12 protein-coding genes are annotated in these 14,011 nt (G+C 61.4%); 3 read left to right on the forward strand and 9 right to left on the reverse strand.

The window, feature by feature from the left end; translation table 11 throughout:
* The first annotated feature begins 510 nt into the window (after positions 1–510).
* Positions 511–987 (forward strand): hypothetical protein, encoded by a 477-nt coding sequence (locus HALNA_RS10540; protein WP_049936337.1) that lies wholly within the window; start codon positions 511–513, stop codon positions 985–987.
* Between the two features lie 24 nt (positions 988–1,011).
* Here HALNA_RS10540 and HALNA_RS10545 read toward each other — a convergent pair whose 3' ends face one another.
* Complete coding sequence (locus HALNA_RS10545) at positions 1,012–1,584, reverse strand: rhomboid family intramembrane serine protease (RefSeq protein ID WP_049936338.1); 573 nt, start codon at positions 1,582–1,584, stop codon at positions 1,012–1,014.
* Positions 1,585–1,844: 260 nt separating this feature from the next.
* On the opposite strand from HALNA_RS10545, the gene HALNA_RS10550 reads away from it, so the two are divergent.
* Entirely contained in the window at positions 1,845–2,408 is a 564-nt protein-coding gene (locus HALNA_RS10550; RefSeq protein WP_157573508.1) for a hypothetical protein, read from the forward strand.
* A gap of 676 nt (positions 2,409–3,084) precedes the next feature.
* On the opposite strand, the gene HALNA_RS10555 is transcribed toward HALNA_RS10550, so the two are convergent.
* The 6 genes from HALNA_RS10555 to HALNA_RS10580 all read right to left on the reverse strand — a co-directional run bounded on the left by HALNA_RS10555 (position 3,085) and on the right by HALNA_RS10580 (position 9,989).
* Positions 3,085–4,347 carry a hypothetical protein gene (locus tag HALNA_RS10555; protein WP_245576025.1) on the reverse strand — a complete coding sequence of 421 codons (1,263 nt, stop codon included), beginning with the start codon at positions 4,345–4,347 and terminating at the stop codon, positions 3,085–3,087.
* 76 nt (positions 4,348–4,423) lie between these two features.
* Positions 4,424–5,956, reverse strand: a complete 1,533-nt coding sequence (locus tag HALNA_RS10560; RefSeq protein ID WP_049936341.1) for an AAA family ATPase — start codon at positions 5,954–5,956, stop codon at positions 4,424–4,426.
* An 83-nt stretch (positions 5,957–6,039) separates the two neighbouring features.
* A complete protein-coding gene (locus HALNA_RS10565) occupies positions 6,040–7,035 on the reverse strand; it encodes a TatD family hydrolase (RefSeq protein ID WP_049936342.1) in 996 nt (331 codons plus the stop codon).
* Between the two features lie 56 nt (positions 7,036–7,091).
* Positions 7,092–9,380: a hybrid sensor histidine kinase/response regulator gene (locus tag HALNA_RS10570; RefSeq protein WP_049936343.1), complete on the reverse strand. Its 2,289-nt coding sequence runs from the start codon at positions 9,378–9,380 to the stop codon at positions 7,092–7,094.
* Between the two features lie 69 nt (positions 9,381–9,449).
* The gene (locus tag HALNA_RS10575) at positions 9,450–9,764 is read right to left on the reverse strand and encodes a 2Fe-2S iron-sulfur cluster-binding protein (RefSeq protein WP_049936344.1); all 315 of its coding nucleotides are present in this window, start codon (positions 9,762–9,764) and stop codon (positions 9,450–9,452) included.
* Between the two features lie 6 nt (positions 9,765–9,770).
* Entirely contained in the window at positions 9,771–9,989 is a 219-nt protein-coding gene (locus HALNA_RS10580; protein ID WP_049936345.1) for a YgaP-like transmembrane domain, read from the reverse strand.
* 149 nt (positions 9,990–10,138) lie between these two features.
* Here HALNA_RS10580 and HALNA_RS10585 point away from each other — a divergent pair, with 149 nt between their 5' ends.
* Complete coding sequence (locus HALNA_RS10585) at positions 10,139–10,699, forward strand: Mov34/MPN/PAD-1 family protein (RefSeq protein ID WP_084509983.1); 561 nt, start codon at positions 10,139–10,141, stop codon at positions 10,697–10,699.
* A 192-nt stretch (positions 10,700–10,891) separates the two neighbouring features.
* Here the strand turns inward: HALNA_RS10585 and HALNA_RS10590 are convergent, their stop codons facing one another.
* Both HALNA_RS10590 and katG read right to left on the reverse strand, forming a co-directional pair.
* Positions 10,892–11,731, reverse strand: coding sequence for a DUF502 domain-containing protein (locus HALNA_RS10590; protein WP_049936346.1), 840 nt, complete (start codon positions 11,729–11,731; stop codon positions 10,892–10,894).
* Positions 11,732–11,802: 71 nt separating this feature from the next.
* Positions 11,803–13,959, reverse strand: coding sequence for a catalase/peroxidase HPI (gene katG / locus HALNA_RS10595; protein ID WP_049936347.1), 2,157 nt, complete (start codon positions 13,957–13,959; stop codon positions 11,803–11,805).
* Positions 13,960–14,011: the final 52 nt, after the last annotated feature.

Raw genomic sequence — 14,011 nt, forward strand, 5'->3', positions numbered from 1 at the left:
ATTTCGACTGACCGAGGAGGTGCCACCAGAGCCGGGAGAGGAGTTTCGTTCGTGATTAACGGTCGGTGAACACCTCATATAGACCGCGCCAAGGAGACCATTGAGGGAAGAATCATGCAGTGACGAGATCGTGAGCCACGTTTATGCATCAATTCGGGGATTTTCACCCCTTCCAACCCTGCGTATGTATGTACGTACGCGTCTTTATGTACATACAGGACCCGTCCTGCGGTTTTGAATATCGTTTATAAGCCTGCTATTTGGAGAAATTCCCTGTCGAGGTATTGTTGTTCAATTGGGTTCCGTTGCCTACTGATAATATAACTATAAGACATTAATTCGGTGCCACCACCAGCTTCTGTCGAGTTCCGATCGTGAATGCCTTAACTCGAATCTCCCTCAGTTGTTTTTGGATAGTTAGTGACACAGAAATGACTGATCAAAAACAGCAATACAGCCAGTCGTTACTGTAGTTTTATACACAACAATGTCAAATTGAGGAACATCCAGATGTCGCACGATTCTCTCGTCAAAGCGTTCATCAAGTCGGATAGCGCCCCAGACGGCAAGTGGTGGGTTGAGGTTCCTGTCGGAATTTCACTTGAGGAGACTACGGCTGTCAAACATGTTGACGCGGTATGCCTGACGTCACGAGAGTTTGATCTCCCAGAAGTCTATCCTGAACGCTCCGGAACGGTAGAGTACGTTAATCCGGAGGTGCCGGAATCGGGCGTCAATAAAACAGAACTGTTCCGGCGCGTGAATGATCAAGGTCTGTTCGAAGACGAAACCGTAACCCTCGTCGAATGCAAGTCCGGTAAACTATCTCTGAGGGGTGTTGGCCAGCTTGTTGCCTACGAGACACTTATTACTCAGGACTGGAACTGGGAAGTTGACGGCCGGATCTTAGTCTGTGAGGAGGTTGATCCCTTGATCCACGAGGTATGCAAATCGCGGAATATCAGTGTCGTAGAGGTATCGCCGTAGATTATCACTGTAGACACAGTGGGATTACCTGACGCGAAGGACCCGTAGTCGCCCCGCTACCAACCCCAGACAGAAGCCAGTAAAGTGAGCGACGAGCGCGACACCGGGGCCGGCGGTGACGATCGTCATGACGAGGGCGATGCCCACGATCAACACCACTTTCGCGCGTCGACTGAGCTCAACCAGCCCGAGCAAGCCACCGGCAATCGGGTTCCCGGCCAAGACGTACCCGTACAACGCGAGGATCGCGCCGCTCGCGCCGAGCACCGCGACTGGAGTGGCCAAGAGTATCCCGACGAGCAGTTGCGTGAGCGCGGCGAGCACCCCCGTCACGAGTACGAAGCCGTGGAAACGAGCCCGGGTCGTGAACTGTTCGAGCGCGATACCGACGATACCGAGGGCGATGGCATTCGCAAGGAGGTGGCCGAGACTGGCGTGTGCGTATACGTTGGTGACCAGCGTCCACGGACGCGCGACGGGTGCGGCCAGAGCGAACCACGCCGTCCCCAGTCCGAAGACGCCGCCGAGCTGCTGAAACAGATAGACGACACCGAACAGGATGAGGAGATCTATCGTCGGACTGTTCGGGCGGCGCATACCCAGGGGTCGGGTCGGCAACGGCAAAAGGCGACCGTACGGGCTGGTGGAGTCGGATGGCCCACTGGATAGCTATCGTTTCGGAGGAACATCATCTCAGGCTGGTGAATCAGGCGATTGTCGTCGCGTAGCTGGGTATTCAGACCTATTTCGTCCTGACCGAGCTCATGCCAGAAGAAGCGTTGCCCGCCGGAGCTCACACACCAGTGTTTTATTCAGTCTGGCCTCGTCCGTGTAGTGGTTGGAGTTCCAGAGAGAGTATGTCGGTAATAATTGATGTTCGCGGCCGATACGTTCGCGAAGCACGTGATCGCGCGAGAGATCGAAATGAATCGTACAAGCAACGGGAAAGCTATCAGAGGCGTATTGAAGAACTTGACCGACATCCAGAGATAGACAACATGATCGGTGTCGTGGGGGAAGTCGCGTTTGCGGAATACGCTGATCTTCAAATAGATTCGGGCGTCTACACCACTGGAGACGGAGGAATCGATTTTCGCGCACAGATTGGGGGTGAAAAATTGACCATCGACATGAAGGCCCGAACGGGGGATCTGTCCTATTTCTGGGTAAAGGAAGACTCACTTGAGGCGGATTACTACGTTCTCGGCCACCTAACGGCACCCATAGATTTCGACGAGACCACCCTCGATGAAATTGACACTCTGGAGGGATGGACGGTAGAGCTGATCGGTACTGCGACGAAAGACGAGTTCCTCGAGGCCCGAAGAATCGATTCCGATTTCGGCTATGTTAACCGGTCTATTCTTTTGGAGGATCTTCATCCCGTTCCATCTTCAGACGATATTGTCGAATACGACTAACCGCTGTGACATAGCATACGGGACGCACTCTATCTCACAGAACTCGGGCCGAACCTGATTGCGTTCTACGCTGTGGACGTAGCGGGTTGGCCCGAGAGTGATGAAAATGCGAACTCTCGACTGGCGCTGTGCCGTAGGTAATTTTATAAATTTTGCCCCCAATTTGCACTCCGTCGAGGATTGAAACGGGCGTATTTGGACGCTTAGGGCCCTGATGGGCCGGTCTGGCTTAGGACGCTGTCCCGTAGGGGTCCGCCGGTTCGAATCCGGTCCCGCGCAGTGAGGAGCGAAGCGACGAGCGAGCAGGAGCGGTTTGAACCAGGGAGGACCCGCGCAGCGGAGCGAGCACGTCCGACCGTGGTTCGAATCCGGTCCCGCGTCGTCCCACGCTTGGACCGTACATTCAAACCGGGAATCGTCACCAAACCCTCTGTGCCCTTCCGACAACATCGCGAGTCGTGTCGATGCTGCGGTGGAACACTTTGGTACGATGTGAAAGAAGAGCCGTCCGGGTGGAAAGTATTCTACGCCTGTCTCGATACAGAAGGGTGTGGTCAAGAGTGGCATGTCGGTCGAATTCCTCGTAGGCGTATCGATCATCATGACGAGGTGTTCGTTGAAGCGCAGGAGATGGTCTCGAAGATATAATCAAATCCGACTTGGTTGATCCACTGGCTCAGAGGAGTCGTTGGAGGATAGTCTGCAACTGGTTCTCGACCTCGGAGGCTTGCAGTATTCGAATGTATCGCTGGTCCTCTATCGCTGCAGTCTTCGCCTCTGGAAGGTCTTGAATCACGAGTACTCCGCTCCACCCCGAGCCGAAGATATCGGGCTCGTCGTGTACGAGTTCGCCATCCTGTCGAAGGAACGCGAGGTATTCCAGCGTCTCTTTGATGCCTGCGCGTATCGTTTCGGGACGCTCGGAATACTTGATTTCAGTTATCAAATACTTGTATTGCTGCCCTTGTTGGACTTCCAATACGATCACGTCCGGTCGGCCCGTCGCAATCCTAAACTCCTCTTCGGTGAAATAGGCGTCCGCAATTTCTTGTGCCTCTCGATGGATACGCTCCGTTCGGGAGAGGCTTGCTTCCGATTTATCAAAAATATTGGATATGAACGAGACATCTCTATCTCGCGCGGAGTTGTCGTGATAGAGTACCACCTGTTCGTCGTTTTCCTCGCTAGTCAGTCGAGCCACTTCCTGAGATCCGGACTCTATCGTCCGCAGAGTGAACTCCTCGTCGGACAGGTTCTCGATTGCCGACACGTATCGGAACAACACGTACAACTCGAACAGCGTCTCGTCGTCACTAGGTGTGATCGCGGTCTGTTCGAGGAGTTCGCGGAGTGCATCGGCATCGCCAGCTACCGTCTCACGATACCGGCTGAGAAGCTTCGCCGCTTCTCGATAGATTTCCTGCCGCGAGGTCGCAGATCGCTCGATCATTCGATCCGTCGGTTCATATTCCCGTGGTTGTCTGATCCGTCGAACGTGGACGTTCCGTTCGAAGATGTTCGTCATCATCTCGACTAAATCGAGATTGTCCTTCCAGCGGTCGGTTACCCACTCGTAGTCACGTTCGAAATATCGGCTACACTCTTCGAGTGTGTGATAGATGAGGGATAAGAGCGCTTTCAGGACGAGATTTTCCTCAATATCGTAGTTTTCCGAACGGTGTTCGCAGACGAACAAGGCCTTATCGCGTGGATTTCGGGAGTACCGCTCCTGTATCGTCCCGTGCCAGTCGATTCGGCCGCCAGCAGTTCCACGCGAGACGGACGAAATGCTCTTAGTCTGCGTTTTGATACTCCGTAGCCGGACGGATAGCTCCTCGACGAAATCGACGACATCCGGACGGAGAATGAAGTGAAGGCGCATGAGCATCTCGAAGTCGTCGAAACGGTGATCAAGCTCGTCCGGTTTGATACGCTCCATCACGTGTTGCTCCGGGAACGACCCGTGCATCACGTACGCCAGAATGTCGGAGGTGAGTGTACGAAGGAGTTGTTGCCTATCCATCTACCTTCACCTGGAGAATATCTTCCGCGAGACGCCGTAACCGAGATTCGTCGACTGACCCGACACCCGCGAGTTCGGCGACTACTCGCTCACGTCCACGGACTCCCTCCAGTTGCGGGAACACGTAGCTCGCAACGGCTTGTGTGACCGCTGTGGTAACTGGCGCTGTACTGTTCGAAACGTGTGAAAGCATGTCCATGATGATTGCCGGGCCGATTTTCCGGTTGCCGACACTGGTGTTCGTGACGTACCACACGTCACCGATTGCCTCCGTAACGGCTCGTTCCACGTCGATTTCCCACTTGGAGGCATACTCTCCGATCATCTGCCTTCGGTCCGTATCGTCGGATGGGACAGTCGGTGCGGCGATGTATATGAACGCGAATCGGCGCATGAACGCATACGACATCTCGTAGAGAGATGTCTTGTCGTAGCTGTTCATCGTCGCTAAAATCCGCCACGAATCGGGGACGACGAACTGATGTGGTTCGAGAGGGCCTGACCAGTTCGCGGCAGGCGTCACTTCGACCGCCTCTCCTTCCCGAGTGAATGGAAGTTGGATACGCTGTCCGGACAGGAGCGTGAACAACTGCCCGAACGATTTGTCGATGTCCGACCTGTTGATCTCGTCGATGATGAGGAGATCGTTGCGCTGTGATTCGCTTTGCTTGAAACACCGAAGTATCTGTCCCGCGTTGAAATCCAACGAATCGCCGGTTCCTTCGGGCATATATCCACCAACGGTGTCGAACGTCGACCAGTCCGCAGTTGCGGTCGTGGTCTGGTGGCCGGAGTACACGTCGGGATGCTCCGAGCAGAGGTGACGGGCGACCCGCTGAGCGATTTCCGTCTTGCCTGTCCCCGGTGGCCCCGTGAAAATCACGTGTTTGCCGGCGTTCAATGCGGACTGTGTCTGATCGACGACATCCTCGACCGTAGTGTCACTGGATTCGGGGAAGTGGAGACCATCCAAGATAGACCGTGGAATACTGATCTCCGGAGTCTTACTAAGACCAACTGACGAATCGGCGTCACCGTACACGAAGGATTCGACCGACCCGTACTTTCCACGAATCCCGCCAATCCCCATCTCGTTGAGCGGAGAGAATCCCATCGGATAGTCGATGTCATATCCGGCTAATCCGTGGATTTCACTCGAAGCGACGCCCAGTTCCACTGGCTCGTTCAGGTAAATAATACACAGCCACGGTGCCCCCTCTTCGTAGTTTGGCCAGACGGATTTCCCACGAGATTCGTTTTCCTCGGTAGCGATTACTTCGACAGCATGAGTGTACTCCGAATCGCGGTAGAAAATGAGGAAATCACCAGGCTCAATGTCCGACCAAGTTCCTCGTATCGTCCCTTTGGTTCCCCAGAGATGGGCAGTCCGATCCGACGCGCAGTAGTCTTGATCGATCCCGTACTTGTCGGCTGAGACCCCTTCAACGACTGTCCGTCTGAAATTCTCGTACGCGACATCATTTCCATATGGGGCGAGAAAAATCCGGGGACCCTCGTACGTCATTGGGTGGTATCGCGTAACGGTATGATAAATAAACTGGGGACGCTTACTGCTCCTTTCATCAACGAACTTCCGGAATCGAGCCGTTACTCCAACCCCAACACCCCTTTCGGATTCTCGTACACCACCTGCCGAACGTCGTCCTCGGCAACCCCTTCGCGCACCAGATCCAAGATGGCCCGCTTCATCGCGAACGGCTGGGTCCGATACATCCCGGCCACGTCGGAGTCGATGATAACCCGCTCCGGCCCGTACTCCTCGATCACCGCCGCCACGTCTTCGACGGTCGTCGTCCGAATCCACTGCCCGATGCTGAACGCGAGATAGCAGTCGGTGTTCTCCATGACGAACTCGACCATCGACGGGTAGGCGTGGTCGAGGACGACCTGCTCGTCGGCGAGACCCACCTCGTCCATGATCGCCACGTCCATCTCGGTCGCGTCGAGTTTGGCCGTCGCGGGGTCGAGCACCGGATCGGCGAGGTCGTGGCCCTCCTCGGTTTTGCCCGTGAGCCACTTCTCGCCCTCCGCTTTCGTGATCGAGGGGGTGTGAATCAGGATCGGGAGCCCCTGGTCGTCGGCGACGCGCATCTGCTCGCGGACGACGGCCTCCTGATCCGGGAGCGCCATCGGTTCGCTGTACTGAGTCATGGAGATACCCGTCTCGCCCAGCGCGACCACCTCGTCGAGAGCGGCATACTCCGGGAGCACGTCGAACAGTTCCTCGTAGTCGACCTTCGGGCCCGTGGTGTGGATGCCGATGGCGACGTACGGGTCGAAAAAATGGCTCCGGCCGATGGCGTGGGCACGCCGGATGGCGTCGTCCCAGAGGAAGCGAACGTCCTCGGGGCGCATGGGACGATAGGGCGCGTAGTGGGCGGCGGCGGCGACGAAGACGGCCGCCTCGGCGCCGGAGAGGTCGAATCGCTCCCGGTCCCCCCAGGACAGCGTGTGGCCGTGCTGGTGAACGTCGATCCAGGGCATCCGGGTGACAGACGAGGCGGGCGGGTCGTCCACGCCGAGGTCGGCGTTTCGGAACGCACCCATATGCCGCACGAACGGTGACGTGTCGGGGTCGTCCATGCGGCGGGTACTGCGGGGGACGTGATATACGTATAGGGCGCACACAGCCCGAACGATTAGGCGTCGAACTCGACGCCCGTGATCTCGAACCGTGCGCCGCCCCCGTCTCTCTCCAGCACCTCGATATCCCACGCGTGGGCCTCCGCGACCTGTTCGACGATGCGCAGGCCGAACCCGGTGCCGTCCTGTGACGTGGTGTAGCCGGCGTCGAAGATCCGGTCGCGCTCGGCTTCGGGAATGCCGGGACCGTCGTCCGCGACGTAGAAGCCGTCGGGAAGGTCGCCGACGGTGACGGTCACGCCGTCGTCCGTGGTGCCGTGCTCGACGCTGTCACCGGACTTCGTCCGGTTGCCCGTGGAGCCGTGCTCCACGCTGTTTCGCACGAGGTTCTCCAACAACTGTTGCAGGCGGCTCGGGTCGGCCCGGATCGTCCGGTCGGTGCGGAGATCGATCGTCGCGCCGTCGGTGTCGACGTTCCGCCAGCAGCGCTCGGTGATGGCGGCGAGATCGACCGCTTCGAGGTCGCCGACTTCCTCGCCCTCCCGGGCCAGCGTCAACAGGTCGTCGATGAGGGCGTTCATCCGGTCGTGCGCCCGTGACACGGCGTCGAGCCGGCCGCGGTCACACTCCTGCTGGAGGAGGTCGAGATGTCCCTCGGCGACGTTGAGCGGGTTCCGGAGGTCGTGGGAAACGACGCTCGCGAACTCTTCGAGGCGCTCGTTCTGCCGCGCGAGCTCGCGCTCCCGGAGCTTGCGCTCGGTGATATTCTGCGAGACGGCGATGCCGGAGACGATGTCGCCCGCGTCGTCGCGAACCGGGATGGTCTGGATGCGGTACTGCTCACCCTGATACTCCTGTTCGAAGGTGTTGCTCCGCCCCTCTAGGGCCTCGTGGTAGTAGTGGATGGTCTCCTCGGCGATGTCTGCCGGGAACAGGTCCCGCGGCCCGACATCCTCGAAGTCGGTGGCGGACAGCCCGACCGACGACAGTTCGGCCCCGCCGGCGAGGACGTACTGCAGGTCGTCGTCGAAGAGGAAGACGGCCCCGTCGGGGAAGTTCTCGACGAGCGTCCGGTAGCGGCGCTGGCTCTCCCGAAGCGTTTCCTCCCGCTCGATCCGCGAGAGCGCCTGCTCGGCGTTGGCGGCGAGCGTCCGCGCCAGCGTGACGTCCGCGTCGTCGAACGCCCCCGGCTCCGTCGCGGCGACGTACATCACGCCGTAGTCGCCGAGTGGGAGGATGATCTCCGCGCCAAACGCCGTCTCGGGGTTGTACCGACCGGGCTCGGCGGAGACGTCCTCGAACACCTGCACCTCGCCGGAGGTGAACGCCTCCCAGGAGAGACTCTCTCCGGGCTCGTAGACGGGTGGCTCGCCGATCAGATCGAGGGCTTCTTCGGTCGTCGCGGCGGGGACGAGCGCATCGGCGGCCCCGTCGTAGAGGTAGACGCTGTTGATCGGGAGTCCAAGGACGTTGCGCGCCGTCTCGACGGCTCGATCCGCGACCGCCTCCTGCGAGGACGCCGCCATCAACTCGCGGGTCGCCTCGTGGAGCGCCTCGATGCGTCGGCGCCGCTCCTGTCGCTCGGTCACGTCCTGAAACTGCGAGAAGACGGCGACCACGTCGTCGCAGTCGTCGGTCACGACGCGGTTGTGCCACTCACAGACGATCCGTTCGCCGTCCTTGCGAACGTTCTCGTCGATGCTGTGGTAGCCGCCCTCCGCCTCCGCCAGCGCCGAGGTCACTTCGTCGACGTTCTCGTAGCTGGTCTCGGTGACGAGTTTCGTCCACGTCTCGCCGCGAAGCTCCGCCTCGGAGTACCCAAGGATTTCCTCGCCCGCCTCGTTCAGGCCGACGATTTCGAAGTCGCTGTTGTACTCCAGAACGCCGAGGGGAGACTGCTCGACGAACAGGGAGAGTCGTTGCTGGCTGGCTTCGAGTTCCCGCTGTGAGCGATACTGGGCCACCGCATTCCGGATGCGGTTGGCGAGGACGGCGTACTGCCCGGTGCCGACCTCCTTCTGGATGTAATCGGTCACGCCGGCCGAGATGGCCTGGCTCGCGATTTCCTCGCTCCCCTTGCCGGTAAAGAGGACGAACGGCAGATCGGGGTGGTCGTCGCGCACGGCGGCCAGAAACTCCAGCCCGTCCATCTCGGGCATGTCGTAGTCGCTGACGATGCAGTCGACATCCAGATCGGCGAGGCGGTCGAGCGCCGCGGCGGCACTGGTCGCCGTCTCGACGACGAATCCGTCGCCTTCGCGCTCGAGGAAAGTTGCGGCTATATCGGCGAAGTCCGGGTCGTCGTCGACGTGTAGGACCTGAATCGCCTCGCCTGTCGTGCTCATCGTTTCCGAATACCACCGACTAGCGCCACTGGCTGATAAGTGACAGGGCAGTGGCGAACTTTCGTCCCGCTACTCGGTGTGGTGGCCCCAGAACCCACCGTATTTCGTGACTCGGAGGTCGTCGGTGACTCGCACCCGACAGGCGAGGCGAAGCCCGCTCTCGACCGAGTGGGGCGGAACGCCGAGGCGGGCACGCTCGCGGGGCGTGGGGTCCGCCACGTCGCCCTCGATCTCGACCGCGCAGGTGCCACAGGTGCCCAGTCCATGACAAGAGAGGGCCGTCGGCCCGTTGTGCGGCGACAGGCCGGCGTCAAGCAGGACCCGTCGAAGGCGGGCGTCGGACTCGCATTCGATCCGCTCGCCGTCGAACGTGACGGTCGGCATCGCGAGTCAGTCGCCCCCGTCTGTCGTATCGATGCCGAGCACGCCGTTCAGCCCGCAAAAACACGTCGTGGCGTTGAATCCGAAGCCGAGCGCACCCACTCCCGCGAGGAGGCCGAGCGTCCGCCGCCCGGCGCGGAGCGAGCGTATCGCGACGACGGTAAGGAGGGCGGCGAGTGCTGCGCGGGCGAGTCGGTCACGGCCGCCGACGTTTTGCTCGAGGTCCATATGCCGGTGAGAGGACTCGATGGGCTTGTACCTTCGGTCCGGCAGCCGGGCCGTCGGTGTGTGGCTCGATTCGACACGCTGGACTGCCAAGTCGATCCGCCGCCGCGTACAGCCGACAGTATTAGAAGGCGACGACCCCCACGTCCGGTATGCGTCTGTTCCGGTCGAGCGAACTCCTCGGCATCGCTCGGGAGACTCTGGATTTCATCCTCGAAGCCAGCGAGGAGACCCACCCCAACGAGTACATGGGCTTTCTCCGGGCGGAGGACGCGCGCAAACTCGGCCTCGACCGGCACGGACAGGTCATCACGGACGTTCTCGTCATCCCCGGCACCACGTCGAACTCAGTCAGCGCAACGGTGCGGACGGAGATGAAGCCCAACGACGTGCAGTCCGTGGGATCGGTCCACTCCCACCCGAACGGTGTTCTCCGGCCGAGCGACGCGGACCTCGCCACCTTCGGTCAGGGCGAGGTCCACCTCATCGTCGGCGCGCCCTACGACCGGGGCGACTGGCGGGCCTTCGACAATCAGGGGGATTCGACGACCCTCGACATCCTCGACGTGGACCTCCCCGAGGAACGGTTCTTCGATTTCACACAGGAGGACATCGACGCCGAACTGTTGGCCGAGGGCCGGCGCCGGGGAGTCGTCTCGCCGGCGGAGATGGACGACGACGACGGCGGCGGCCTCTTCTCCTGGCTTCGATGACCGGCGACAGGTCCGTGTTCCACGTCGGCGTGACCCATCGCCGCCTACGTCGTTGCCTACCCTTCGTCGGTGCGAACGCGACCCGGCCAACCCCGCGTTCTGGATGGCCGTCGAGGCGCTCGTCCCGAACGCCCGGACGAGCGGGCGGTGGTTCCGACGGAACGGGGCTTGGCTGCGGATCTAAGCGGCGCGTCAGTTGGCGTCGTCGTCCTCGTCCTCGACGTCCACCGGCGCCCGTTCGCGTGCCGCCGCGACCGTCTCCCGCGCCGTCTCCTCCAGTCCCTCGATGCCCACCATCACGTCCGCGGCGTCGAGTCGGCGCTCGAAGCGGTCGAGCATCCCCTCGGTGAACTCCTCTTCCGACCGCTGCCCGGTGGCGACGCCGCTGGTCACGATGGACTGGATGCCCTCCTCGACGGTCATGTCCACGTCGAAGACGTACTCCTCGGCGACGTGGAGGACGTGTCCGCCCATCACGGGGTTGGGCGCCATCGGGAGGAAGACGGTCACCATCTCCCCGCTCTCGTCGACGCCCTCGCGAACCACGTCGGGCGTCTCGGCGGTCAGGAAGGCGAAGGCGTACGACCCCTGATCGGGGAATTCGACGAGTTTTACCTCCTGAAAGCTGTCGGTGTCGCTGTCGAGGAGCAGGCCACTCATTTCGTCGATGCTCTGATAGAGGGAGCCGACGCCGGGAATGCGGGAGACCAGCGTATCGAAGAAGGCACCGAACCCGGAGCGACTGGGCTGGCGTTCGGTCCAGGCACCGATACAGAAGATGGCCGCCAGCAACGACAGGATGGCGACGAGTTTGAGCGCGGTGTCGGAGGCCGGTTGGAGCCCCGTGACCGAGGTGAAAACGCCGACGATCGGATCGAGTTGCTGGGAGACGAAGTCGACGACTGCGCCGAGGATCACGAGGGTGACGATGAGCGGGAGGGTCACGGCCGCACCGGTGACGAACGCCTGGCGAGCGAAGCCGCGTGGCCCGTCGTACTCCTCGAAAGTGTCCATCTCGCGGGGACGGTCCATGGTGCCACCTTGGCACGGTCGGCGGAAAACGTTCCGGCGACCGACGGCGAGAGACGGCCCGGCGGCTCAGCTCACTCGAGGTCGAAGCGGTCGAGCTGCATCACCTTCGACCACGCGTCCACGAAGTCCTGCACGAACTTCTCCTCGGCGTCGCCGGCGCCGTAGACCTCGGAGATGGCGCGAAGTCGGGAGTTCGACCCGAACACGAGGTCGACGCGGGTCGCTTCCCACTCGACCGCTCCCGTCTCGCGGTTGCGGACCTCGAAGACCCGCTTGTCCTCGGAGACGGGCACCCACTCGTGGTCCATGCCGAGCAGGTTCACGAAGAAGTCGTTGGTCAGCGTCCCTGGGCGGTCGGTGAAGACGCCACGGTCGGTGTCCTCGTAGGTCGCGCCGAGCGCGCGCATGCCGCCGACCAGGACCGTCATCTCGGACGCCGTCAGGTTCAGCAGGTCGGCTTTGTCCACCAGCAGTTCCTCCGGTAGGTCCTCGTATTCGCCGCCGAGGTAGTTGCGGAAGCCGTCCGCGTCGGGTTCGAGCACCCCGAAGGACTCGACGTCGGTCTGCTTCTGGCCGGCGTCCACGCGACCGGGCTCGAACGGCACTTCGACGGTGTAGCCGGCGTCCGCCGCCGCCCGCTCGACGGCCGCGTTGCCGCCCAGCACGATGAGGTCGGCGAGCGACACCCGCGTTTCGTCGGACTGCGAGGCGTTGAACTCCTCTTGGATGTGTTCGAGTGTTTGCAGCACGGTCGTCAGCTCCCCGGGCTCGTTTACCTCCCAGCTCTTCTGCGGTTCGAGGCGGATACGAGCCCCGTTCGCGCCGCCGCGCTTGTCGCTGTCGCGGTACGTCGACGCCGACGCCCAGGCGGTTTTGACCAACTGGGAGATGGAGAGCTCCGAATCGAGAATCTCCGCTTTGAGCTCGGCAGCCGCTTCGTCGCCGATGTGGTCGTAGTCGGCGTCGGGGAGGGGGTCCTGCCAGATCATCGTCTCCTCGGGCACCTCGGGACCGAGGAACCGCTCGGGCGGGCCCATATCGCGGTGGATGAGCTTGTACCACGCCTTCGCGAAGGCCTCCTGGAACTCCGCCGGGTCCTCTTGGAACTCCTCCAGCACTTCCCGGTAGTCGGGGTCTTTTTTCAGCGCGATGTCGGTCGTGAGCATCATCGGGTCGACGAACTCGTCCGGAATGTGAGCGTCCGGGACGGAATCGGGGATGTCGGCCCCCGGTCCGTCGCCGGCCGGTCGCCACTGCCACGCGCCGCCGGGGCCCTTGTGGGCCTCCCACTCGTAGTCGAGCAGGTTGTCGACGTAGCCCATGTCCCACTGGGTCGGCGCGCTGGTCCATGGCCCCTCGATACCGCTGGTGATGGTGTCGGGGCCCTTACCCTCGCCGTACTCGTTCTCCCAGCCGAGACCCTGCTGTTCGATGGGGGCGGCTTCGGGCTCGGCACCGAGGTTGTCGCCGGAGTCGGCGCCGTGGACCTTCCCGAACGTGTGACCGCCGGCGATGAGCGCGACCGTCTCCTTGTCGTTCATCGCCATGTTGCCGAACGTGTCGCGGATGTTCTTCGCGGAGCCTTCGAGGTCGGGTTCGCCGTTCGGCCCCTCCGGGTTCACGTAGATGAGGCCCATGACGGTGTTGCCGAGCGTATCGGAGAGCCGACCGTCCTCGTCGAACCGTTCGGCGGACATCGTCTCCCACTCCTCCTCGGGCCCCCAGTCGACGGCGTCGTCGCCCTCGAAGTCGTCCTCGCGGCCACCGCCGAAGCCGAACGTCTCGAAGCCCATCGACTCCAGAGCGACGTTCCCGGCCAAGACGATCAGGTCGGCCCACGAGAGCTGCTTGCCGTATTTTTGTTTGACCGGCCAGAGCAGTCGACGCGCCTTATCGAGGTTCACGTTGTCGGGCCAACTGTTGACCGGCGGGAGGCGTTGGTGACCCCCGGCCGCCCCACCGCGGCCATCGTGCGTGCGGTAGGTCCCGGCGCTGTGCCACGCCATCCGGATGAACAGCGGTCCGTAGTGGCCGTAGTCGGCCGGCCACCAGTCCTGTGAGGTCGTCATCACCTCCTCGATGTCCGCTTTCACCGCGTCGAGGTCGAGGTTCTGGAACTCCTCGGCGTAGTCGAACTCCTCGCCCATCGGGTCGGTTTGGCGAGCGTTCTGGTTGAGGATATCCAGCGGCAGTTGGTTCGGCCACCAATCTTGTGTGGAGCCAGTCATCGGCTAGTAATTGCATCTTTCGCCTGTTAAGATTGTCTAATTCGGAAACGAA

The organism is Haloplanus natans DSM 17983, assembly GCF_000427685.1.
Taxonomy (GTDB): domain Archaea; phylum Halobacteriota; class Halobacteria; order Halobacteriales; family Haloferacaceae; genus Haloplanus; species Haloplanus natans.